The sequence below is a fragment of the Chryseobacterium taeanense genome, from assembly GCF_900099685.1.
Lineage (GTDB): Bacteria > Bacteroidota > Bacteroidia > Flavobacteriales > Weeksellaceae > Chryseobacterium > Chryseobacterium taeanense.
The window spans coordinates 210,620-231,168 of record NZ_FNDW01000003.1; the positions used below are offsets into that span (position 1 = coordinate 210,620).

Sequence of the window (20,549 nt, forward strand, 5' to 3'; positions counted from 1 at the left end):
ATTTAATAACTATTAGTTATTTAAACTTTAAGGCATAAAAAAACCGCATCACTGGGTGAGCGGTTCTTTTATTTTTAAAGCTTGTCTAATTATTTAGCAGCTTCTTCTTTCTTAGCTTCAGCTTTTACTTCTTCTTTAGCTACGTTAGCATCAGCTTTTACTGAATCTTTAGCAGCATCAGCGTTAGCTTTTACTGAATCTACAGTAGCGCTAGCAGTAGAATCGATAGCAGCGTTAGCTGAATCAGCAGCAGCGTTAACTGAATCTACAGATCCTTCAGTAGAGTTAGCTTCAGTTTTTTTACAAGCAACTAGAGAGATAGCAGCGATAGCAGCTACGAATAATGACTTTTTCATAATAAATTAAATTTAATTTTGTTAATATTGTTTTATAAAATCTTTTCTCTGTTCTATTATTTGAACAAGACAAAGGTATGGCAGATAGAAAATTTGTGTAGGAAAAATAATTGTAATACCTTTGTAAAATAGATTTACAAATAAATACAACTGATAATCAATAATTTAATCATTTTAGAATACATTGACGGATTTAGATATATTACACTTTGAGCAGCTAAAAAAGGATGTCCAGGCTCAATATTTGAAAGAATACACCCCTTCCTATGATGATATTTCTAAATGGAAGGGAATTGACATTATATATTTTCAGGAAGATCTCCGAAAAAAAGCTAAAGGAAACATTAGCGAAAAATCGTTTTATACCTATTTTAAAAATTCACCTGTCACAAAATTACCAAGAATCGATATGCTCAATTTATTGAGTATTTATGCAGGCTACGACTCATGGTATGAATTTAAGAAACAACATCTTTTTGCAGGAGAATTGCTGAAAGATGATGAAGATTTAGACGATGATGATCTTAAGGAAATTGAAAAAATAGTTTTTACAGCTCCCAACCTTCCTCAAAATGACATTACACTAAAAAAACAGGAAGAAAAAACAGCCGATAATGAAGTTTTACAAAAATCAAATACTGAAAATCAATCAATTATACATAATAAAGATATAAATACCAAAACTAATTCGGAAGAACAAAAACCGAAAAAAAGTTTTATTAAAAAGAACGCCTGGGCTCTTATCACTTCCGTTCTGGTTGTTCTTACAGGATTATTAGGTTTTAAGGATGTTATTTTTTCAAAAACCTATAAATACTGTTTTACCGATGCAGACCGCGGTCTGGGTGTAGTGAATACTTTGGAAATAAAAGTCATTAAGGAAAATGAATCTCCTATTCTTTATAAAATAAAGCCCGGAGAATGTTTTTATTATTCGACCAAAGACAAAAATCTGAAAATGCAGATCAGTTCTCCTTTTTATGAATACCTGGAAATCAACAGAAGCCTTGAAAATGCCCCGGATGAAGAAATCATAGAATTAAAACCGGATGATTATAAGATGGCAGCCTATTATTTTTCGATCAAAGATGCAAATGGAGATCCTGAGGAGCTTAAAAGAAAAAGAAACCAACTGGAAAGCCTTATAAGCAATAATGCAGTTATTTATCAGATATATGATAATAATATTTATGGCATAGAAAGACTGGACAAGCAGAAATATATCACTCTGGTCACAACCCCTACAACTTCACTGAAGAATTTAAGTGTAATAGAAATGAAAAAAGATAATAACGGAAAAATCATCTCCATCAAATTTAAAATTGCAACAGATGAAAAGAATAAATAACTTTTTAGTTTTCACCCTATTGCTTCTTGCATTTGTTTCCTGTAACAATAAAAAAACAGAAATAAGCGATCTTGATAAGCTCAGAAACAGCAATAATACCAAAACCTATCCTGCCGTGCAGATGGATAGCGCACAGGCAATTAACTTTATCACCAAGCAGAAAGTTCAGGAACTTCTTGATCTCTCTACCCTTTATTTATCCGGAAATAGAAATACGGAAATAGACACAGTAATCTATTCACAGATGCAAAGTTATTTTCATAAGCCAGACAGTCTTACTTTTAAAAACCTGTTTCATGAATTAGACAGTCTAAAGGTAAAAACCGTTAAAGTGAATAATCTTGAGGTTTATAAGGATATGCACAATCGTGACACGCTGGATTTCGCCAAGTTTAATGTGGAGTATTTTGACAATAAAAATAAGTCAATCGGTACGTTTGAGAAGAATGCACAATATATTCTGGTTTCAACTCCTAATACAAAAAAAGAATTTAAATTTTTCTTCCTGAATTTCTACTCCAATCCATTGCTAAAAAAAGACAGCACCTCAGTAGGAGTTACAAGATAGTCTAGCGGAATATCATTTTCCCAGACATCATCGATATTTTCATCGGGGTTAAAATAATTAACTCCGATTTTTTTTGATTCTTTCGAAATATTTTCAAAAAAACCGTCATAGAAACCTTTGCCGTAGCCTACTCTATTACCTTTATGATCACAATACAAGAGTGGTGTAATAACATAATTAAAAAAAGAAACCTTGGAATCTTCATTAGAAACAGGTTCTGAAATATTCCATTGATTGATTTCAAATACCGTATCTTCAAAAATTTCTACAGAAATCAACTTTGTATCAACTATTTTAGGGACGAATACACGGATATTACGGCTGAAAAAATAATTAATGAAGAGCCTTGTGTCTATTTCTTTGAACCTGAAAATAGGAATAAAAATATGGACTTTATCTCCCGAAACAGGTTTAAAATAATTTATAAAATTTTCAAAAACCCTTTCGGATAACAAGAAAGCCTCATCATCTGACAAGGCTTTTCTTTTCTGCATATATTTTTTTCTAAGCTCGGCTTTTAGCATAGCAATCAGATCATTTTTACTGAAATAATTTTTACCGGACAAGCTTTCGCTGCTTTATCACACGGTTCCAAAGCTTCGGGATTCGGCGTTTTAAGTGTGTAAAAACCTTTTTTATCAACTGTTTTCAGTAATACCGATTTTCCGTCTTTTTTAGACATCCTGAAATATTCAGGAGCAAATTCCGCACAATAATTACAGCCGATACATTTATCTCTTTGAAGCGTTACGATAACCATTAATTAACTTCTTTTACAATTTTGTAAAGCTTGTCACTTGGTCGCACACGGAATTTAGTTGGAAAAGTAATTACATCCGATTTTGTCGCTTTTTCAGAATTTCCTTTTTCATCAACCATCATCGTTTCAATCACCATTTCCTGAGAACCTGTTGTAGGACCTTGAATCAGTACACTGTCACCAACGTTCAGATCATAAGCCTCAATTAAAAATTCAGCGATGTTGGATTTCGGATAGAAATGTCTACCTTTTCCAATATAAACTTTCTTTTGTGTAGCGCTCGAACCTGAATTTGAAGACCATTCTCCCAATTCCTGACCAAGATAATAACCGCTCCAGAAACCTCTGTTATAAACTGTTTCCAGCTGCGTCATCCATTCAGCAACCTTTTCCTGAGAAAAAGTACCCTCTGCAATAGAATCGATAGCCTCTCTGTAGCATTTCGTTACTGTCGCAACATATTCAGGAGCTCTTCCTCTTCCTTCTACCTTAAGAACTTTAACACCCGCATCTACAATTTCATCTAAAAAACCTATTGTGCAAAGGTCTTTTGGAGACATCATATATTCATTATCCAGTTCGATTTCGAACCCGGTTTCCTGATCGATAACAGTATATTTTTTACGGCAATTCTGTTTGCAAGCACCTCTGTTGGCAGAAGAATTGGCAGAATGCAGACTTAAATAACATTTTCCTGAAACGGCCATACATAAAGCTCCATGTCCGAAAATTTCAACCTCAACAAGATTTCCTGACGGGCCTTTTACCTGTTCTTTTTCAATCTGGCTACAGATTTTTTTAATCTGCGAAATACTCAACTCACGGCTCATCACCATTGTATCTGCAAAAAGAGCGTAAAATTTCACTGTTTCAATATTTGTGATATTGATTTGTGTCGAAATATGCACTTCCATGCCAATTTGTCTTGCATAGGCAATAACTGCCTGATCCATTGCAATTACAGCAGTAAGATTTGCCTCTTTAGCTTTATCAAGAAGGGTTTTGATGATAGAAAGATCATGATCGTATATGATCGTATTAAGCGTAAGATATGTTCTCACCCCTTTTTCTTCGCATCTTCTGGAAATTTCCGGCAGATCCTCTATCGTGAAGTTCATCGTTGCTCTTGCACGCATATTAAGCTGTTCTACTCCGAAATACACAGAGTCTGCTCCATTATCTATAGCTGCCTGAAGGGATATAAAATCGCCTGCAGGAGACATCAGTTCTATTTTTCCGCTTTTTGTCATTCTTTCAGAGAAAATTTTTGCAAAGATAAGCAATTTTCAATTGAGAATATTTATCAGGCAAAATCACATGCTCTATGATGTTTTAACTTTAATCATTAAAACATATCTTAGTATATGACATTTTGTCTTTAATAATATTTTAATAAATGTTAATTAAAAAAGACAATTATGACTTAATGCACAAAGTATTCCTATTCCTGTTAAATTTTAGTTAAAATTGAAACAAAACATACCAACTGCATACATATTTAGCATTAAATTTGTTTACAATAAAAACGAAAAGTGTATAAAATAATTAAAAACAATAAAGAAGATATACAATGAAGAGTACTTTAAAAAAACTATTACCATTTGCTGTAGTAGGTGTAATTTCGGGAGCTACTACCGTTGGAACATTACAATATTTCAATCATGATTCCGACAACACCGACCAGTCATACTTTACGAAGTCTGCTTCCAATGTAAGTTTTGCAGGCATGAATTCTGCTGCGGTAGGTGATGACTTTGTGAAAGCGGCCAAAACAACAGTTCCGGCTGTAGTTACTATTAAAAACTATCAGTCAAGAACAGCCAACCGTGCTTCTGAGCAGGATCTTTTCGATTTTTTCTTTGGAGATCCATTTGGAGGCAGAGGCCAGCAAAGACAACGTCAGCAACAGCAGACTCCTGACAATATGCCATCGGGAATGGGTTCAGGGGTGATTATTTCGCCTGACGGTTACATTATTTCAAATAATCACGTTGTGGCAGGTGCCAATAAACTGGAAGTCGTTTTAAGCAACAAAAAATCTTATATTGCCACATTAGTAGGTACAGACCCGAATACAGATATTTCATTACTAAAAATAGAGGAAAAAGGATTACCTTATCTGAATTTTGCGAATTCCGATAATATTGAAGTCGGACAATGGGTACTTGCAGTAGGAAATCCACTCGGATTAAATTCCACTGTAACAGCCGGTATTGTTTCTGCCAAAGGAAGAGGGATCGGAATATTAAAAAGCGAAGGCAAAGCAGCTAATCCTATTGAGAGTTTTATTCAGACAGATGCTGCAATCAATCCTGGAAACTCAGGAGGAGCGCTTGTGAATACGAACGGTGACCTGATCGGTATCAATTCAGCAATCCAATCTACAACAGGCTATTATCAGGGATATGGATTTGCAGTACCTTCCAATTTAGCCAGAAAAATTATTGAAGATATCAAAAAATTCGGTATCGTTCAAAGAGGATTCCTTGGGGTTCAGTCTTTAGATCTATCCAACGATATGCAAATAGCGCTTTATAACAGAGAGAAAAAGACTAACATTAAACCTGGTTCAGGAGTATATGTAATTGGATTTGGTGACAATAGTGGCGCTGAGGATGCAGGAATAAAAACAGGTGACATCATCACTAAAATTGATAATACTCCGGTAACTGATTATGCAGATCTATCTGTTGCCATCGGAAGCAAACGTCCTGGAGATAAAGTTGTGGTAACTTATTTGAGAAATGGTAAAGAAAATACTGCAACAGTTACATTGAGAGATCAAAAAGGAGGAACCAGCACGAGAACAAAGGCAGATCTTAGTGTTAGTGAGAAAATCGGTGCCGAGTTCGAACCACTTAACGAAAGAGTTAAAACAAACTTTGGCCTAAATAGCGGGGTTGTTGCCAAAAATGTCGCAGAAGGCGGTGAGATCGCTAAAATTGGAATTGTAGACAACTACATTATTATGGAAATTAATGGAAAACCTGTCAATTCACAAAAAGATGTTGAAAAAATTCTTGATAAATATTCAGGAAATGTATCGGTAAAATTTGTGGATGGTTACGGTCAGATTTATACCAGAGGATTCAAAATGCCATAAGAAATCAACTTAACATTCATATCAACAAAAAATCGCTGCAAGACTGCAGCGATTTTCGTTTTAGTTTATGATTGATTTATCTTTTCGGAGGTTCTTTTTTTCTTTTGCCGTTCATAAATAATTTCTACAATTTTACCTCCGATCCACGAAAAAGGAAAAAAAGTAAGGAAAATTGAAATTTTATAAAATGTAGGATGATAAGGAAAAACGATAACATCCAGCATGGCAAGAAAAAGCATAATAAACCCTATCAGAATTGCGTAAGCCACTTTAGCATATTTAACGATCATTGCTGTTACAACTCCCCCTATAGTGGTTCCCAGCCCGGAAATAAATAAAAGAAAACCAAAGAATGCATCATTGTTCTGCATACTTTCAAGAAATCGCTGCCAGTGTTCAAACGGGGCAAAAGCATCGAAAGTTACCCATTGCGGAAACACTCTTATACCAAGAGTGATGGTAAGCCCGGCAATTCCCAGTCCCACGATAAGCGCAATTGTATTTCTTATAAAATTCATTAATCCTGATGAGCGATCATAGAAATTTCGATATCCACATTTTTCGGCAGGCAGGAAACCTGTACTGTTTCACGAGCCGGAAAACTTTCTGCATCCAGATAAGACGCATAAATATCATTCATTACAGCAAAATCATCCATATTTTTAAGGAAGATCGTAGCTTTTACAACATTTTTAAAAGTCATCCCTGCCTCGGTAAGAATAGCCTCAAGGTTTTTCATTACCTGATGCGTTTCCTTTTCAATCCCTTCCACCAATTTGCCTGTTGTAGGATCTACAGGAATCTGGCCGGAGATATACAAAACTCCGTTTGCCATGTTGGCTTGTGAGTAAGGTCCGATAGCTGCAGGAGCATTTACAGTGTTGATTATTTTTTTCATTAGAATTTATTTTGGGTGCAAATATAAAATTTATATTCTATTTCTATAATCAAATATCAAATCTAATGCTAGAATGGTGCATTCGGCTGAGTAAAACTTCTGTCTTTGTATTTTAAAGCATCACTTAAAATGTTCGCTTTGATTCCGATAAAGAAGTCATACACCTTATATTGGCCAAATGGCACCCAGTTGAAATTAATTGTAAAACTTCGTTGGTCTCTCGAAAAACCAATTCTGGTGTACGCCAGCTGCTTTGTTACCATGTCATAATGTGTACTTCCGTTGATGTTCCAATACGGGGTAAGCTTAATACTCCCGTCAAGCCCTACAGAGGCCAGCCTTGTCGGAGTTCTTGAAGCATAACTTTTGGTAAAGGCATAATTGGCATTTACATTTAATGTCCAAGCCTGATTAAAGTGGGCATAATTATCGTCATCAAAATAATAATTTTCATTTCTCACCTCCCCTTTCGCCTTATATTTTTTGGCATAATCAGTTTTTTCACCAAAAATTTCACTACTTAAAGGATAAGAAAGCTGAACATTGAATCCCTGAACACTGAACCCTCCAAGGTCTTCTGTCCTGATTCCAACATCCTGCCCCGGAAGATAAACGATTTTATAGGGATCTAAAGATAAGCTTGTATTTACATTTAATTTATTATTGAAAAATGAAGACTGTCCGTTGATTGTAATAATTGAAAGAGGATGATCTTTTGCCGCAAAATTGTAGCTCCCGGAAAGATTTAATGATTCAAAAATCTTTAGCTTCTTTACTCCCGTAGAATCACTTTTAGACTTTACCTTCATTTCAATATTGTTCCCGATGTTGAATCCTAGCGCACCAACCATTCCGCTGCTTGGGCTTCCGATAATTCCTCCGTCAAATATAGAATAAGGCGTTAAAGCTCCATTCGCATCATAATAATTTTTATAATATCCGAAACCGGAACCTCCGAAATCAGGAGAATAAGTAAATCCGATACTCGGTGTCATCATATGTCTGATCGCTTCAATAGTTGATCCTTTCTTGAAATTGGCCTGTCCGTACAATGTTGTCTGAAGGCTTGCTGTTGTGGAAAAAGTGGAATATCCTGCGATTCCTTTATTGGTTTCAGTGACCACCACATTTTGGATCGGATCGTAAAATTTATCAACCGTCTTTGTCGTTAAAGCATTGTCAATATTCGCTCCCAGACTGAACGTAAAATATTTCGCAATAGTCGTATTGGTACCTAATGTAATATTGTTTTTTAAACCGGTCTGCATTTTGTCCCACATTGCCGCAGTGAAAAGCTCTCCTTCATCCGTTTGCACAAAATTGGTAAGGTTAAGTCCCGTATTCACCGTAATATTTTCCAGCAAACCAGTTCTAGTTCCTGTTTTAGATTTAAAAAGATAAAACTGATTGATCGCCACATTCATCTGCGGCAGACGAAGATCTGACAATCCGGTCGCAAAATTCTGGGAATACGAAGCGGTCGCCGTAATAGTTGACGGCAATTTCAAAAATCTTTTGGTGATTGTCACCGTAGAGTTTTGTTGTGTATTTAATACGTTTTGATTTAAAATATAATTATTGTTCAGTGTATTGTTGTAGAATTTTGTACTCACAATATCTACAGATGCCGAAAAATTCAGGAAAGGATTTGCTTTGGTATCCTGTGTATGCCTCCAGGCAATTCTGTAAGTACTTGTTCTACTGTAATCATCAAGACCTTTAATTCCTCTTACCGCCGTTCCGATGTCTGCAGAAAAGTTTCCCGAATAACGGTATTTTTTCATATAGTTCATTTCCGGACGTAAATTCCAGCTTCCCTTCGTATAAATATCCGAAAGAATTTTAAGGTCGAAATGCTCGCCGATTGGTTGATAATAACCTAAGCCGTTGAGGAAAAACCCCACATCCTGCCTTTCCCCAAAACTCGGAATGAGGATTCCGGCAGACCTTTTATCCGAAAAAGGCAAGATCGCAAAAGGCATTATTAAAGGAGTCGGAACCTGTTCTATATACATCTGAATAGGTCCGGAAATAATCGAAGACTTATTTTTAGTTTTAACCAATTTAATATTGGAAGCGCGCAAATGATAATCCGCAGCCGTATCTTTCTTCTTGATAAAATAATCATCTGTTGTATAGTTTGCCCTTCTCATGGCAAAAACAGAATCATTATATTTTTTTGTTTTTTCGGCAACAATTACCCCTTCATTCTCTTCCGTTCTCGCATTGAAAGCGATGGCTTTTTTAGTCTTTGTATTGTACTGAAATTCATCAGTTTCATACTTTTTCCCGCCTTGTGTAATGACAGCAGGTTCTATATACTTCCCCAAAGAGTCTTGTTTCCCGCGGGCATACATAAGACTTTTGGTTTCATCAATGGAAATATAATCTGCATCGATCTGTACATCCTGATATTTTACCTGAGCATTTTTATTGAGATAAATCATTTTTTTCTGAAAATCTCTTCGGTTATAGTCTGCTTTGGTACGAAGAACATCCTCCAGAGGTTCTTTTTTCAGAACAATCGTATCTCGTTTAGCAATAGTATCATTAACCGTATTTTCAGTCAGTTTTTCAGGAGCTTGCTGTGCTAAAAAACTGTTAAAAATTAGGATAATTAAAATTTGTAATATATTTTTGGAGACGGTTTTGGCCAATTTATTTGTTATATTTATGGTATAATTAAGGCTCAAAATTAATATAATTTTTAAAACTGTAGGATGCACAAAGTAAATTTTAAAATAATTTTATCATTTCTCCTTATTCTGTCGGCCAACTTTATTTTTTCCCAAAAGAAATTCACCATTGTTTTGGACGCAGGACACGGAGGAACCGATCATGGAGCCAACAGATCTTATGAAGACATCGGAAGGATTGCCGAGAAAGACATTACCCTTGCCATTACCTTAAAAGTAGGGGCAATGCTTGAAAAAAATAAAGATTTTAAAGTAATTTACACCAGAAAAATAGACGAATACCCTTCATTATCAGACAGAACCAATCTGGCTAACAGAAGTAAGGCTGATCTTTTTGTTTCCATTCACTGTAATTCTTCTAAAAGACCAACTGCTTACGGAACGGAAACTTTTGTACAGGGTCCTGATCAGAATGACACCAATCTTGAAGTGGCCAAAAGGGAAAATGATGTGATCTTTTTAGATGAAAAGGATAAACAGACCTTCGGTTCTTATGACCCGAGTTCCCCGGAATCTCTGATTGCATTGAAGCTTCAACAGAGTAAATATCTTGAATCGAGTCTTCTCCTGGGAGGACTGGTAGAAGAAAACTTTGTTAATAAGGATAAAAGAACCTCCAGAGGAGTCTGGCAAAAGAACCTTCACGTTCTTCGTATGAATGCCATGCCTTCTGTACTTATTGAAACAGGATTCATCAATCACCCTGAAGAAAGCCACTATCTGGCTTCTGAAAAAGGCCAGGATGAAATTGCAGAAAGTATATATAAGGCTATTATTGATTACAAAAAAGCCATTGACCGAAAATCCGGAACTCCGGCAGCTCCCAAAAAACAGGAACCAGACAGGCTCGCAGAACTGGCCCTTAAAAATGATTTCAGAATTTTATTGATGAGTTCCCCGACAAAATATAATGATGGCGATCCGGCACTGAAAGGACTGAACTACATTTTACCTATTAAAGAAAACGGACAATACAAATATTATTATGGAGTAACGAATCTAGCATCCGTAAGAGATATTAATATTAAAACCGCAAAAGATGCAGGGTTCAGGAATGCATACGCTGTAGGATTTATGCCTAATCAGAAACTAAGCACGGGATATTATACGATCGAAGTCTATACAGGAGCCAAACTGAATGGAAATTCATTTATTCTCCAAACATTGAAAGATGTAGACAGAAATAAAGAAAGTGGAGTTTTCTACTATACTTACGGAAAAGTATTTACGCTGGAAGATGCGGTGAAGCTTCAAAAAGACCTTGAAGCCAAAGGCATTAAGAATACGGTCATTCAGAAAGTTTTTAAATAATGACATATAATTTTGAAGTTAAAAAGTTAATGATTACTTTTGCAACCTCAAAATTTGGCCTATTCGTCTAGTGGTCAGGACTCAAGATTTTCATTCTTGCAACAGGGGTTCGATTCCCCTATAGGCTACAAAAGTATTGCGATACACATATTCCCTTTTAACAATTGTTGAAAGGGACTTTATTTTAAAACGATTTTAAAATAAAATCCAATTACACTGAAAAGAAAAAGTTTCTGATAGAGAATATCTTATCAAAAAGTAGATTCAAAAATCAGCAGTGTATTTTGTTTAAAAGAAAAAAATATTATCTTTGCACCGCTTTAATAGAGAATGATTTTTCTTGATAAAAGCCACAAATACATATCATGCCGGATTTAAAAATACAGGAAGCAAAATTGCTTTTTAAAAAAATCCACTCTAACCCAAAAAGTTACGATTTAAAGATCAATGAAGGCGGGATTACAGGCAGTGATGAAAAAATAAGTTTCAGACTTTACAGAACAGGAGAAAGAGTCGATTTTGCAGTCACGATTGACGGACTTACCTTCACCAATACCACTGGAGAATGGAACAACGCGATGGCTATGCTTACCGCTACCATCAAAAAATTAGAAAGAGAAGAAGAGAATATTAAAATAGAACAGGCAATTGATAAACTCCGAAAATATTTATCAGAAGAAAATTAATTTTTTTTAAAATTTAATTTGGTAGATAAAAAAAAAGTTTTTACTTTTGCACTCACATTTGAACGATATGGCAAATCATAAATCAGCATTAAAGAGAATTAGACAAAACGAAGTAAGAAGACTTCGCAACAGATACTACCACAAGACTGCTAGAACAGCAATGAAGGTGTTAAGAAATGAAGAGAACAAAGCTGCTGCTGCAGAACAATTGCCAAAAGTTATCTCTTTGTTGGATAAATTAGCTAAGAAAAATATTATCCACAAAAACAAAGCTGCTAACTTAAAAAGCAAATTAACTAAGCACGTTAACAAACTAGCTTAATAAGTATAGTTGGCCCGTTCGTCTATCGGTTAGGACCTCAGATTTTCATTCTGGTAAGAGGGGTTCGATTCCCCTACGGGCTACAAAATAATCATTATCTAACCTGATGATTATTGATAAGAGTTGAAACTTATAAAAACTAACACACTATAATAGTGGAAGATAGCTGGCCCGTTCGTCTATCGGTTAGGACCTCAGATTTTCATTCTGGTAAGAGGGGTTCGATTCCCCTACGGGCTACAAATCTTAAGATAGTAATATCTAAAGCCTTGCAATTTTATTTGCAAGGCTTTTCGTTTTAAATAATTTCAAAATAATAAAAAGTCACATTAAAAAATCTTTACCTTTAAGTCTTGTAAATTATTTAAGATAAAAAATTTCATGACTCGCAAATCAAAATCAATTCCGGTAAACACTTTAGCAAAGGAATTTAATAAGGGTATTGCTGTTGGGAAATATCCGATTGCTGATCTCCGACTTTCAAAAGAAGCCGAATATTCACATCGGCACGATTATCATTTTTTTATTTTGCAGGAAAAAGGAAAATCTTATTTTGAAATTGATTTCGAGGAGCACCAAATAAAAGAGTTCTCTGTAATTTATATTGCACCTCACCAGATTCACAGAGTTTTAAAAGCTGAAGATATAGAGTTCTACTTATTAGCTATCAACAGTGAAAACCTACACCCAGAATATTTGAAATTATTGCAGGAAATCTCACCCACAAAGCCATTACCAATAAGCTCAAAACATTTTTCTCTCATCAGCCAGACATTTTTGTTGTGCATCAACCTATTTGAAGAAAAAGAAAGCAAATTATATCTGTCCTCATTAAAAGACAGTTGTAATACTTTGATTTCTTTATTTCTATCCCAATATTTGAAAAAAACAAAACAAGTGGATACTATTTCCCGCTTTTACCTTATATCAAAATCATTCAAATTAGCATTGGAAAAGAATTTTATTAAAGATAAACGGCCGGCATGGTATGCTCAAAAATTAAATATCTCTGTTCCCTATCTTAATGAATGTGTGAAAAATACAACAGGATTTACTGTTACTCAGCATATTCAGCAGCGTGTTATTCTGGAAGCTAAGCGACTGCTTTATCATTCAAATAAATCGGTCAAGGAAATTGCTGCCGAATTAGGTTATGAAGATTATGCCTATTTTTCGCGTCTGTTTATTAAATCAACCGGAATGACTGCATTAACTTTCAGAAACAAAAACCACGATTAGTCCTATACTTACCTCTTTCATTCTATTATTTTTCAATACTATTATCTGTTCCTTTGTATTATGATTTTAATGCAATAAAGATGATTTCAAAATTACCAAAATGGGCGGCTGATCTGACGGAAAAAACGGGTTCCATAATGACTGATATGAAAATATTGGAAACCGTTTACCTCAATCCGACCATTAAGAAAATACGTTTCCAGGGTGATATATCACGAATGAACTTCCAAATCGGGCATGCCAATGTTATTCGTGTAAGTGATACGGAGTTTAGAAATTATACCACTTCCTATCATAATGTCGATGAAGGAATTTTAGATATAGTTTTTCACATTCACGGAAATGGTGTCGGAAGCCGGTATATTGACTCGCTGGAGCCGCAAGACGAACTGCGAATCAGCATTCCGAGAGGAAAAAAAGTGTATAACGAAAGCATAAAGAAACAATTTATTTTTGGTGATGAAACATCTTTGGGACTTGCCTGTTCCATTTTGCCAATCATGAAAAAGAATAAACATCAATATCAGTTTTATTTTGAATTGGACGATGAGAATCAGAATATACCTGAATTATTAGGCTTGGAAAATTATACCGTATTTTCTAAAAAAAATACGTTCAGAGATGAAGAATGGATAAATGAATTGCCAATTTTTAACTCTGATGAATGGAATACCGCAAATTTTATATTGACAGGAAACGTAAAATCTGTTCAGACATTCAGAAAAGTCCTGAAAGATAACTTACAAGGTAATATTTATTCGCAAGGTTATTGGCTTGAGGGAAAAAAAGGATTATAATGTGATAAACTGGATGCCAATATCAGAACATATTTAATACACATCTTCTCTTTAGCAATTATACATCCGCATCTATTAACAATTGATCCTATCTAAAACAAAAAGGCCTTCACATTTAATAATTGTGAAAGCCTTAAAAAACACGATGTTAAAAGAGATATATTTTCTTTTTAAAATAAATAAAGTTCAGATTCCAAAGTTCACAAAAACACTGAACCGTGATCTCGCCTCAATATCACCTCCGGCCAAATTGGAATATGCAGGAAGCATCATTTCACTTCCCAGGCTTACTTTCCGGTAAGACATTTCAAATCCCAGTTTTCCGTATAGGGCACTTCCCGAAGTGTTAGGAAGAATCTCGCTAAACTGTTGGTTTGCATCATAAACTTCTCCCTGTAAGCCAGCTTTACCTGACAAAATGAATTTTTCTGTCCCCGCAATCCTGTAAAATCCTGTCGCAGAATAATTCCACTGGTTTCCGAAACGGTAATGCTTTTTGTTTTCGGTTTTCATCGTATAATCCGTATTCAGTAAAACGGCAATTTTATCCTTCTGAAATTTGTAATTTAAAGCCAGCTGATAATCCCAGCTTCCGGTTCCCAACTGAAAACTCGGATTGACACCGGATACACCTTTCTCATCAAACTTACCCAACGGAATTTTCACCCCAACTCCACCGTTCAGCTGATGGATATTATCTTTTGAATTAATCAGCCGGTAAATCCCCATCAGGTTTACATCACCAACTCCCTGCATTTTTACATCTCCCTGAAGAGTCTTTTTCTCATGAAAATGAAAAGGCACACTGGCATAAACACTTACTTTCTTAGTCAGTGGAATTTTCCCCCAAAGCTGAATGGTATTAAAATACTGATCCTGCGTAAGATCATTAACGAACAGGTTTTCTTTTGCTTTGTAATGCTGAGCAAAATATTTGATGCCTACAAACTGAGGGTTCAGCAAAGATTCAAATCCGGAAGAGCCATTTCCTGCTGCACACCCGCAAGCATCGCAGTCTTCCATAAGAAAAAGATCTGAAGGATGGTGAATAAACAAGCTATCATCGACAGATCTGGCCTGGCTTACATGAAATATAATCAGGCATATTATAAAAACTATCTTCTTCATAATCAATAATTATTCTGCAAATTTTGGATTTGAGATAAAGTTTTTGTCCGACAAAGTCTTCAGAAAAGCAATGATGTATTGTTTCTCCTGGCTGTTCATCGCGATTCCCGGATGTCCGTTCTGTTTCAAAAGAGGATCCAGGTTTGGCTGATCTTCTACGTTATCTGAATAAAAATTCAACACGGCATCCAGCGTATAAAATCTTCCGTCATGCATATAAGGCGCAGTATATTCTACATTTCTGAGACTTGGCACCCTGAATTTCATATTGTCATTCCAATCCAAAGTTACTCTGTACCGTCCTCTGTCATCAAACTGACTGTTGTAATACATTCCGGTATTCCTGTAACTTTCATCGGTAAATAAATCTCCCGAATGACATGACGCACATTTATTCTGAAATAAATTCATTCCCTGATTTTCTTCACTGGTAAAAACAGCCATGCCCTTTTTCATACGATCATATTTAGAATCTGCCGAAATAAGTGTAGCCATAAACTGGGAAATTGCTTTCAAAACCCGATCTCCCGTAATATTCTCATCTCCGAATGCAGCTTTAAACATTTTTTTATAACCGACATCTGCATTGAGCTTGCCAACCACTTCGGGAAGAGAGCTATCCATTTCAAAATCTGCAGTAATGGGAACCAAAGATCTTTCATCGAGATTATGCCCTACTCCGTCCCAGGTATAATTTTTCAGGAAAGCCATATTCTGTATCGGCGGTGCATTTCGGATTCCGAGTCTGTCATCGATTCCGTGACTTACATTATGGCCATGATGTGTAAAAGCATATTCCTGAATATGGCAAAACCCGCATGAGATCGTATTGTTTCGTGATAATTTACCTTCATAGAAAAGCTTTTTGCCTAAAGCAATTCCGTTTACAGTGATCGGATTTCCAGTAACATCAAATGTTATGTCAGGAAAACCTGCGGGTTTATCGAGCTGATATGCTTCGTCTTTTTCTAACGGCTCCATCACCTCGTCTGAACACGATGACAGCATGAACATACTAACAATAAAGAAAACAGGAAGAGCGCGAGATAGCCCTCTTCCGAATTTTATGAGTACATTAATCATTATGAACATGTTCTACTTTAAACATTTTCGAAATATTGTTGGTAACATTTACCAGATGCTGGCTGGAGCCCATCGCCGAATCGTTTGTATTGTCCAGTACCAAAGCGGTTTCTCCACTTAAATATTGATTAAGATCAGCTATAATATGAATGGAGGGAGTTATATCCTGAGATACTCTTGCCGTGGTTGGAAGATTAAGGGTAATTTCGCGATAAAGATCAGGTGTGTTGTTCGCTGTAGTATTTCCCATATTTCCACAATGATTCATAAACTCGTTGGTTAATGAAGAAGTTCCGTATTTACCTTCCAGCTTTGTAAAAACATATCCTGCCGCCCATGACCAGGCCATTCCGGAAGTTTTTGCTTTTTGCCAGAAAATGCCCTGACCTTCCTGGCCAATAAGGTAAGCGCTCTGACTGATTCCCAGACCTAATCTTATTTTTTTATAATTATTCTTTGGAATATCGGTAAGGTTTATATAATTAATTCCCGCCACTGCTTCCGCCTGATCGATAATGAAAGCACCTTTGTCCGGGTCATTTTCATGATACTTGAATTCTCCGCCATTTTCATCAATTAAAGTGATATTGCTGATGATATATTTCAACGTTGAAAACTGATGTTTCTGCCCATTGGAAGAGGTTTGTGTTGTTTGATTTAAAACAATATTACCAAGATTATTGAATCCGTTTTCAAACTTTACCTGAAGATTTCCCGGTGTGGTATCCTGAACATCGTCGTCGTTGCTGCTGCATGATGAAAAAGTAAATAAAGTAAAGGCAATAAAGAATAATGATAAAAATTTATAAATATTCATTGTTGATTTTTTAAGTTGAATTTTGTTAAATAGAATTTTTAGATCGAATGACATCACATTCGATTTAAACCGAAAAGTTTAAGCTTTGGAAATAACAATAAATACTTTGCTGGAATTCTTACAGAATAACAACGAAGTGATAAAAGCCTAAGCCTTCTCAGTAATTATAATAAGATTTGAAAAATTGAACTTAAAAAACCGGTGGTCTGAAAATATGTTTCAGGAACAGAAAAGAATATTCTGATATAAATAGAAAATCGAAATGCAATAAGAATGTATTTTCTGTTGTATTAATTCCGGCTATATCGGGAAGAATGTAGATATCAAGTAATTTCTGTCCCGGAATTTTTGTTTTATTTAAAGGAGAAGAATCAACATCGTTGACTTTTGAGAGCTGCTTACTGAGATAACATTTTCCGTTACAGTGCAACTCTACATTATTTTTGTTGACACATAAAACTTCAGAGATGTAATTATAATTTACAGCATACTCCACCAGTGGCACCAGAGGTCTGAATACCACAAATAAAGTAAGGAATATGCTGCAAATATAATTCATGGATCAAGATTATTTTTTGCTGATCGCTTCTTCGTACCTTCTGCTGATTTCTTTCCAGTTGGTAACATTCCAGATCGCAGCCAGATAATCTGCTCTTTTATTCTGATATTTCAGATAATATGCATGTTCCCAAACATCGATTCCGAAAATCGGGGTTCCTCTTTCTTCCACTACATCCATTAAAGGATTATCCTGATTTGGCGTTGAAGAAACGAACAGTTTCCCATTTTTATCCACCGCAAGCCATACCCATCCTGAACCGAAACGGTCTGCTCCGGCCTTACTCATTTTTTGTTTAAAAGCATCCATGCTGCCAAAAGCTTCATTAATTGCCTTTGTTAATTTTGCTGAAGGCTGGGTATTTTTCTCAGGAGTCAGCACAGTCCAGAACAATTCGTGATTGTAATGTCCACCGGCATTGTTTCTTACTGCCGGACTCATTTTAGAAGCGTTTGACAGGATTTCGAACAACGTTTGTTTTTCCTGTGGTGTTCCGGCAATTGCTTTATTCAGATTGGCAACATACGCTGCAGCGTGTTTTGAATAATGAATTTCCATAGTCTGTGCATCAATGTTCCCTTCCAGTGCATTGTAAGCATACGGAAGTGGAGTCTGCTTAAATTGAGCCATGGCAAACTGAGCCGCAAATACTGCCGTCAAAGCAGCAACTTTCATAATTTTCATACTTTTTTATTTTTATATATGGTTTATTTTGGATGGAAGATGGAAGCAAGAAGCTGGAAGTTAATCTGAATGCCTTCCAGCTTCCATCTTCTAACTTCCATTCTTTACTTCAACAACTTCCTGATATCCTCAATCAGGATTTCCCGGTCGGGATGATATTTCCCATTAAGCTTCGGAATTATTCCCTCAGGATCTTCATAATTCAACCCTGAATAATAAAGAATCGGCATATTTTCCCTATTATACCGGCAGCGGATATTTCCTTCCTGATCCACCAAAGCGATCATTCCACTATGATTCAGGCTTTCACTTTCATCTTCCTTATCTCCTACATAAATATTAAACTGATCCGCCAGCTTACCGATATAATCTCTGTTTCCGGTCAGGAAATGCCAGTTAGGAGATTTCGCCCCTATTCTTTCCGCATGTTCCTTCAATAATTCAGGAGTATCATTTTCAGGGTCGATGCTGATAGAGATAATTCCGAAATCCGGGTTATTGATCTCATCTTCGATAGCCCGCATATTACGGTTCATCACCGGGCAAATCGTGGGGCATCGGCTAAAGAAGAATTCTACCAGATATACTTTTCCCAGCATATCTTTATCGGTGATCTTCTTGTTATTCTGGTCGGTAAGCTCAAAAGCAGGAACTTTCATTACCGTATAGAGACTTTTCTTGAAGTATCCCATTCCCATTCCGATTCCCAAAAAGAGAAGAGCAATAACGACAACAGGAACAATAATTTTTGTTTTGGAGCTAGTATCCTTCTTATTTTTTGGCATACTTTTCAGGATTCTTTTTGAATTCGTCTTTACAGTAAGCACTACAAAAACCATACGTTTTATTTTTATATACTGCCGTATCTTTCATTCCGGGTTCTGTCGGCATATTGCAGATAGGATCTACCGCATTCGCAAATTTTACAGGCTTAGTAACCGCTGTTTTTGCTTTTTTGTGCTTTACTTTAGGGGTTTCCTGGGCACAGGCCATCAGGGAAACAGACAATAGTGCTGTTAAAATAACTTTTGATTTCATTTTATTTAAATTGAAATTAATACTTGTATGGAAAAAACAGGTCGATTTTTAAACTAAATTTAATAATGAATTTAGTTTAAACGCCAGGCTCGCAAAGTTTTTTGTAAAACTTCATGTTTATATGTTCGCAAGGGTACTTCGACAGGCTCAGCATAAACTAAACACTCAACAAATGATAGCCAAATTTATTTCAATGTTAAATTCAACTAAAAAATGAGCTGAAAACAGTTTTATGCTAAAGGAGGATGGAATATTCCGGAAAAATATTCTGAAGTGCTAAAGCTGATATAATCCGGGGTTGGATTTTTAAGTTTATAAATGTATTGATTACCTGTGGAGAAGGAAAGAATTTCATTGGAAATAAATACATCCACGCTACCAATTTTTATATTCTGATTATTGTTGGATTGCTTTTCCGTTTTGGCCAGTTCTTTGGCTACGTAGCATTTTCCTTTACAGGTAGATTGAGGAATATTTCTGTTCTCACAAAGATTTTTCACAATATAATCATAGTTTACCGCATAATTGATTATTGGCAGAACCGGACGCAATGCAATGGTAAAAATGATGAATATGGAAATGAAAAACCTCAACCTTTTTTATTTCTTGCCACAAATATACTACTGAAAATTTTCTTAGCGGGCATTTATGATGAAAATCATCGATATTTTCCTGAGAACCCGCTGCACATTGCGGGGAACTTTCCGGAACACCCGAAAACTTGCTGCACCCTTGCGACAAACTTTCGGGAACATCCGAAAACCTGTTGCACCCTCGCAACAAACTTTCGGGAACGTCCGAAAACGTGTCACAAGCTTGCAGGAGACTTTCGGGTGGAAGAAAAAACGTACGGTACTTATTTTAAATTTTGGATGAAGCCAAATTATTTAGCCGATTATAAAAATTTAAAATCTTCTTACGAGACAATTATGATGAAAGCCATTGATATTTCCGGAAAGCCCGCTACACTATGCAGAAAACTTTCCGGGATACCAGAAAACGTGCTGCAACCTGCAGGAAGCTTTCCGAAACACCAGAAAACCTGTTGCACCCTTGCATGAAACTTTCTGGTGGAACGAAACCATGCTATGAGGTTTCCCTGAATTATGACTATTCTCATATTCAGTTTGAATTAAAAAAACGGACTGAAGCCCGT

The 20,549-nt window shown here is 35.8% G+C and carries 25 protein-coding genes and 3 tRNA genes; 12 read left to right on the forward strand and 16 right to left on the reverse strand.

Annotated features, from left to right (window positions below):
- Window positions 1-89: 89 nt before the first annotated feature.
- The gene (locus BLR30_RS06465) at window positions 90-356 is read right to left on the reverse strand and encodes a hypothetical protein (RefSeq protein WP_089856287.1); all 267 of its coding nucleotides are present in this window, start codon (window positions 354-356) and stop codon (window positions 90-92) included.
- Window positions 357-540: 184 nt separating this feature from the next.
- On the opposite strand from BLR30_RS06465, the gene BLR30_RS06470 reads away from it, so the two are divergent.
- Both BLR30_RS06470 and BLR30_RS06475 read left to right on the forward strand, forming a co-directional pair.
- Window positions 541-1,704, forward strand: a complete 1,164-nt coding sequence (locus BLR30_RS06470) for a hypothetical protein (protein WP_089856288.1) — start codon at window positions 541-543, stop codon at window positions 1,702-1,704.
- Window positions 1,688-2,272 (forward strand): hypothetical protein, encoded by a 585-nt coding sequence (locus tag BLR30_RS06475; RefSeq protein ID WP_089856290.1) that lies wholly within the window; start codon window positions 1,688-1,690, stop codon window positions 2,270-2,272. Before BLR30_RS06470 ends, BLR30_RS06475 begins: the two co-directional genes overlap by 17 nt.
- Here BLR30_RS06475 and BLR30_RS06480 read toward each other — a convergent pair.
- Genes BLR30_RS06480 through BLR30_RS06490 form a run of 3 tightly spaced genes read right to left on the reverse strand, consistent with a single transcriptional unit; the run spans window position 2,218 to window position 4,282 of the window.
- Entirely contained in the window at window positions 2,218-2,766 is a 549-nt protein-coding gene (locus BLR30_RS06480; RefSeq protein ID WP_317041388.1) for a 5-formyltetrahydrofolate cyclo-ligase, read from the reverse strand. The genes BLR30_RS06475 and BLR30_RS06480 overlap by 55 nt on opposite strands.
- A 35-nt stretch (window positions 2,767-2,801) precedes the next feature.
- Window positions 2,802-3,032: a ferredoxin gene (locus BLR30_RS06485; protein WP_042722999.1), complete on the reverse strand. Its 231-nt coding sequence runs from the start codon at window positions 3,030-3,032 to the stop codon at window positions 2,802-2,804.
- The gene (locus BLR30_RS06490) at window positions 3,032-4,282 is read right to left on the reverse strand and encodes a peptidase U32 family protein (RefSeq protein WP_089856291.1); all 1,251 of its coding nucleotides are present in this window, start codon (window positions 4,280-4,282) and stop codon (window positions 3,032-3,034) included. The genes BLR30_RS06485 and BLR30_RS06490 overlap by 1 nt, the downstream gene beginning before the upstream one ends.
- A 320-nt stretch (window positions 4,283-4,602) precedes the next feature.
- On the opposite strand from BLR30_RS06490, the gene BLR30_RS06495 reads away from it, so the two are divergent.
- Window positions 4,603-6,135, forward strand: coding sequence for a trypsin-like peptidase domain-containing protein (locus BLR30_RS06495; protein ID WP_089856292.1), 1,533 nt, complete (start codon window positions 4,603-4,605; stop codon window positions 6,133-6,135).
- A gap of 65 nt (window positions 6,136-6,200) precedes the next feature.
- Here the strand turns inward: BLR30_RS06495 and BLR30_RS06500 are convergent, their stop codons facing one another.
- The 3 genes from BLR30_RS06500 to BLR30_RS06510 form a co-directional block, all read right to left on the reverse strand.
- Complete coding sequence (locus tag BLR30_RS06500; protein ID WP_089856293.1) at window positions 6,201-6,653, reverse strand: hypothetical protein; 453 nt, start codon at window positions 6,651-6,653, stop codon at window positions 6,201-6,203.
- A complete protein-coding gene (locus BLR30_RS06505; RefSeq protein WP_089856294.1) occupies window positions 6,653-7,033 on the reverse strand; it encodes a RidA family protein in 381 nt (126 codons plus the stop codon). Before BLR30_RS06505 ends, BLR30_RS06500 begins: the two co-directional genes overlap by 1 nt.
- A gap of 68 nt (window positions 7,034-7,101) precedes the next feature.
- Window positions 7,102-9,690 carry a putative LPS assembly protein LptD gene (locus tag BLR30_RS06510; RefSeq protein ID WP_089856538.1) on the reverse strand — a complete coding sequence of 863 codons (2,589 nt, stop codon included), beginning with the start codon at window positions 9,688-9,690 and terminating at the stop codon, window positions 7,102-7,104.
- Between the two features lie 63 nt (window positions 9,691-9,753).
- On the opposite strand from BLR30_RS06510, the gene BLR30_RS06515 reads away from it, so the two are divergent.
- The 8 genes from BLR30_RS06515 to BLR30_RS06550 all read left to right on the forward strand — a co-directional run bounded on the left by BLR30_RS06515 (window position 9,754) and on the right by BLR30_RS06550 (window position 14,084).
- Window positions 9,754-11,040, forward strand: a complete 1,287-nt coding sequence (locus tag BLR30_RS06515) for an N-acetylmuramoyl-L-alanine amidase family protein (RefSeq protein WP_175443612.1) — start codon at window positions 9,754-9,756, stop codon at window positions 11,038-11,040.
- A gap of 56 nt (window positions 11,041-11,096) precedes the next feature.
- Window positions 11,097-11,168, forward strand: a tRNA-Glu gene (locus tag BLR30_RS06520).
- A 237-nt stretch (window positions 11,169-11,405) separates the two neighbouring features.
- On the forward strand, window positions 11,406-11,726 hold the full coding sequence (locus BLR30_RS06525) for a hypothetical protein (RefSeq protein WP_089856295.1): 321 nt from the start codon (window positions 11,406-11,408) through the stop codon (window positions 11,724-11,726).
- A 67-nt stretch (window positions 11,727-11,793) separates the two neighbouring features.
- On the forward strand, window positions 11,794-12,048 hold the full coding sequence (gene rpsT, locus BLR30_RS06530) for a 30S ribosomal protein S20 (protein WP_089856296.1): 255 nt from the start codon (window positions 11,794-11,796) through the stop codon (window positions 12,046-12,048).
- 11 nt (window positions 12,049-12,059) lie between these two features.
- Window positions 12,060-12,131, forward strand: a tRNA-Glu gene (locus tag BLR30_RS06535).
- An 85-nt stretch (window positions 12,132-12,216) separates the two neighbouring features.
- Window positions 12,217-12,288: transfer RNA gene (locus BLR30_RS06540), tRNA-Glu, on the forward strand.
- A 141-nt stretch (window positions 12,289-12,429) separates the two neighbouring features.
- Window positions 12,430-13,287, forward strand: a complete 858-nt coding sequence (locus tag BLR30_RS06545; RefSeq protein ID WP_089856297.1) for an AraC family transcriptional regulator — start codon at window positions 12,430-12,432, stop codon at window positions 13,285-13,287.
- An 80-nt stretch (window positions 13,288-13,367) separates the two neighbouring features.
- Complete coding sequence (locus BLR30_RS06550) at window positions 13,368-14,084, forward strand: FAD-binding oxidoreductase (protein WP_089856298.1); 717 nt, start codon at window positions 13,368-13,370, stop codon at window positions 14,082-14,084.
- Between the two features lie 186 nt (window positions 14,085-14,270).
- On the opposite strand, the gene BLR30_RS06555 is transcribed toward BLR30_RS06550, so the two are convergent.
- The 8 genes from BLR30_RS06555 to BLR30_RS06590 all read right to left on the reverse strand — a co-directional run bounded on the left by BLR30_RS06555 (window position 14,271) and on the right by BLR30_RS06590 (window position 19,986).
- Window positions 14,271-15,212, reverse strand: a complete 942-nt coding sequence (locus BLR30_RS06555; protein ID WP_089856300.1) for a transporter — start codon at window positions 15,210-15,212, stop codon at window positions 14,271-14,273.
- A 9-nt stretch (window positions 15,213-15,221) separates the two neighbouring features.
- On the reverse strand, window positions 15,222-16,220 hold the full coding sequence (locus tag BLR30_RS06560) for a cytochrome-c peroxidase (protein WP_394332369.1): 999 nt from the start codon (window positions 16,218-16,220) through the stop codon (window positions 15,222-15,224).
- A gap of 67 nt (window positions 16,221-16,287) precedes the next feature.
- Window positions 16,288-17,112 (reverse strand): MbnP family protein, encoded by an 825-nt coding sequence (locus tag BLR30_RS06565; RefSeq protein WP_089856543.1) that lies wholly within the window; start codon window positions 17,110-17,112, stop codon window positions 16,288-16,290.
- Between the two features lie 190 nt (window positions 17,113-17,302).
- Window positions 17,303-17,671: a hypothetical protein gene (locus BLR30_RS06570; RefSeq protein WP_089856305.1), complete on the reverse strand. Its 369-nt coding sequence runs from the start codon at window positions 17,669-17,671 to the stop codon at window positions 17,303-17,305.
- Between the two features lie 9 nt (window positions 17,672-17,680).
- Window positions 17,681-18,355 carry a superoxide dismutase gene (locus BLR30_RS06575; RefSeq protein WP_089856306.1) on the reverse strand — a complete coding sequence of 225 codons (675 nt, stop codon included), beginning with the start codon at window positions 18,353-18,355 and terminating at the stop codon, window positions 17,681-17,683.
- Between the two features lie 104 nt (window positions 18,356-18,459).
- On the reverse strand, window positions 18,460-19,140 hold the full coding sequence (locus BLR30_RS06580) for an SCO family protein (RefSeq protein ID WP_089856309.1): 681 nt from the start codon (window positions 19,138-19,140) through the stop codon (window positions 18,460-18,462).
- Window positions 19,127-19,393, reverse strand: coding sequence for a YHS domain-containing protein (locus BLR30_RS06585; protein WP_089856311.1), 267 nt, complete (start codon window positions 19,391-19,393; stop codon window positions 19,127-19,129). The genes BLR30_RS06580 and BLR30_RS06585 overlap by 14 nt, the downstream gene beginning before the upstream one ends.
- Window positions 19,394-19,623: 230 nt before the next feature.
- Window positions 19,624-19,986, reverse strand: coding sequence for a hypothetical protein (locus BLR30_RS06590; RefSeq protein ID WP_089856313.1), 363 nt, complete (start codon window positions 19,984-19,986; stop codon window positions 19,624-19,626).
- A gap of 55 nt (window positions 19,987-20,041) precedes the next feature.
- Between BLR30_RS06590 and BLR30_RS17560 the strand changes: the two genes are divergently transcribed.
- Window positions 20,042-20,269: a hypothetical protein gene (locus BLR30_RS17560; RefSeq protein ID WP_139164597.1), complete on the forward strand. Its 228-nt coding sequence runs from the start codon at window positions 20,042-20,044 to the stop codon at window positions 20,267-20,269.
- A 40-nt stretch (window positions 20,270-20,309) separates the two neighbouring features.
- Here BLR30_RS17560 and BLR30_RS17565 read toward each other — a convergent pair whose 3' ends face one another.
- Complete coding sequence (locus BLR30_RS17565; RefSeq protein ID WP_139164598.1) at window positions 20,310-20,513, reverse strand: hypothetical protein; 204 nt, start codon at window positions 20,511-20,513, stop codon at window positions 20,310-20,312.
- Between the last annotated feature and the right edge of the window lie 36 nt (window positions 20,514-20,549).

What these genes read in the sequence shown, in the direction of transcription:
- BLR30_RS06465 (WP_089856287.1), bottom strand. Translation starts at nt 356, where the DNA reads ATGAAAAAGTCATTATTCGTAGCTGCTATCGCTGCTATCTCTCTAGTT.
- BLR30_RS06475 (WP_089856290.1), top strand. Translation starts at nt 1,688, where the DNA reads ATGAAAAGAATAAATAACTTTTTAGTTTTCACCCTATTGCTTCTTGCA.
- BLR30_RS06480 (WP_317041388.1), bottom strand. Translation starts at nt 2,766, where the DNA reads ATGCAGAAAAGAAAAGCCTTGTCAGATGATGAGGCTTTCTTGTTATCC.
- BLR30_RS06485 (WP_042722999.1), bottom strand. Translation starts at nt 3,032, where the DNA reads ATGGTTATCGTAACGCTTCAAAGAGATAAATGTATCGGCTGTAATTAT.
- BLR30_RS06490 (WP_089856291.1), bottom strand. Translation starts at nt 4,282, where the DNA reads ATGACAAAAAGCGGAAAAATAGAACTGATGTCTCCTGCAGGCGATTTT.
- BLR30_RS06495 (WP_089856292.1), top strand. Translation starts at nt 4,603, where the DNA reads ATGAAGAGTACTTTAAAAAAACTATTACCATTTGCTGTAGTAGGTGTA.
- BLR30_RS06500 (WP_089856293.1), bottom strand. Translation starts at nt 6,653, where the DNA reads ATGAATTTTATAAGAAATACAATTGCGCTTATCGTGGGACTGGGAATT.
- BLR30_RS06505 (WP_089856294.1), bottom strand. Translation starts at nt 7,033, where the DNA reads ATGAAAAAAATAATCAACACTGTAAATGCTCCTGCAGCTATCGGACCT.
- BLR30_RS06515 (WP_175443612.1), top strand. Translation starts at nt 9,754, where the DNA reads ATGCACAAAGTAAATTTTAAAATAATTTTATCATTTCTCCTTATTCTG.
- BLR30_RS06525 (WP_089856295.1), top strand. Translation starts at nt 11,406, where the DNA reads ATGCCGGATTTAAAAATACAGGAAGCAAAATTGCTTTTTAAAAAAATC.
- rpsT (WP_089856296.1), top strand. Translation starts at nt 11,794, where the DNA reads ATGGCAAATCATAAATCAGCATTAAAGAGAATTAGACAAAACGAAGTA.
- BLR30_RS06545 (WP_089856297.1), top strand. Translation starts at nt 12,430, where the DNA reads ATGACTCGCAAATCAAAATCAATTCCGGTAAACACTTTAGCAAAGGAA.
- BLR30_RS06550 (WP_089856298.1), top strand. Translation starts at nt 13,368, where the DNA reads ATGATTTCAAAATTACCAAAATGGGCGGCTGATCTGACGGAAAAAACG.
- BLR30_RS06555 (WP_089856300.1), bottom strand. Translation starts at nt 15,212, where the DNA reads ATGAAGAAGATAGTTTTTATAATATGCCTGATTATATTTCATGTAAGC.
- BLR30_RS06560 (WP_394332369.1), bottom strand. Translation starts at nt 16,220, where the DNA reads ATGCTGTCATCGTGTTCAGACGAGGTGATGGAGCCGTTAGAAAAAGAC.
- BLR30_RS06565 (WP_089856543.1), bottom strand. Translation starts at nt 17,112, where the DNA reads ATGAATATTTATAAATTTTTATCATTATTCTTTATTGCCTTTACTTTA.
- BLR30_RS06570 (WP_089856305.1), bottom strand. Translation starts at nt 17,671, where the DNA reads ATGAATTATATTTGCAGCATATTCCTTACTTTATTTGTGGTATTCAGA.
- BLR30_RS06575 (WP_089856306.1), bottom strand. Translation starts at nt 18,355, where the DNA reads ATGAAAATTATGAAAGTTGCTGCTTTGACGGCAGTATTTGCGGCTCAG.
- BLR30_RS06580 (WP_089856309.1), bottom strand. Translation starts at nt 19,140, where the DNA reads ATGCCAAAAAATAAGAAGGATACTAGCTCCAAAACAAAAATTATTGTT.
- BLR30_RS06585 (WP_089856311.1), bottom strand. Translation starts at nt 19,393, where the DNA reads ATGAAATCAAAAGTTATTTTAACAGCACTATTGTCTGTTTCCCTGATG.
- BLR30_RS17560 (WP_139164597.1), top strand. Translation starts at nt 20,042, where the DNA reads ATGATGAAAATCATCGATATTTTCCTGAGAACCCGCTGCACATTGCGG.
- BLR30_RS17565 (WP_139164598.1), bottom strand. Translation starts at nt 20,513, where the DNA reads ATGAGAATAGTCATAATTCAGGGAAACCTCATAGCATGGTTTCGTTCC.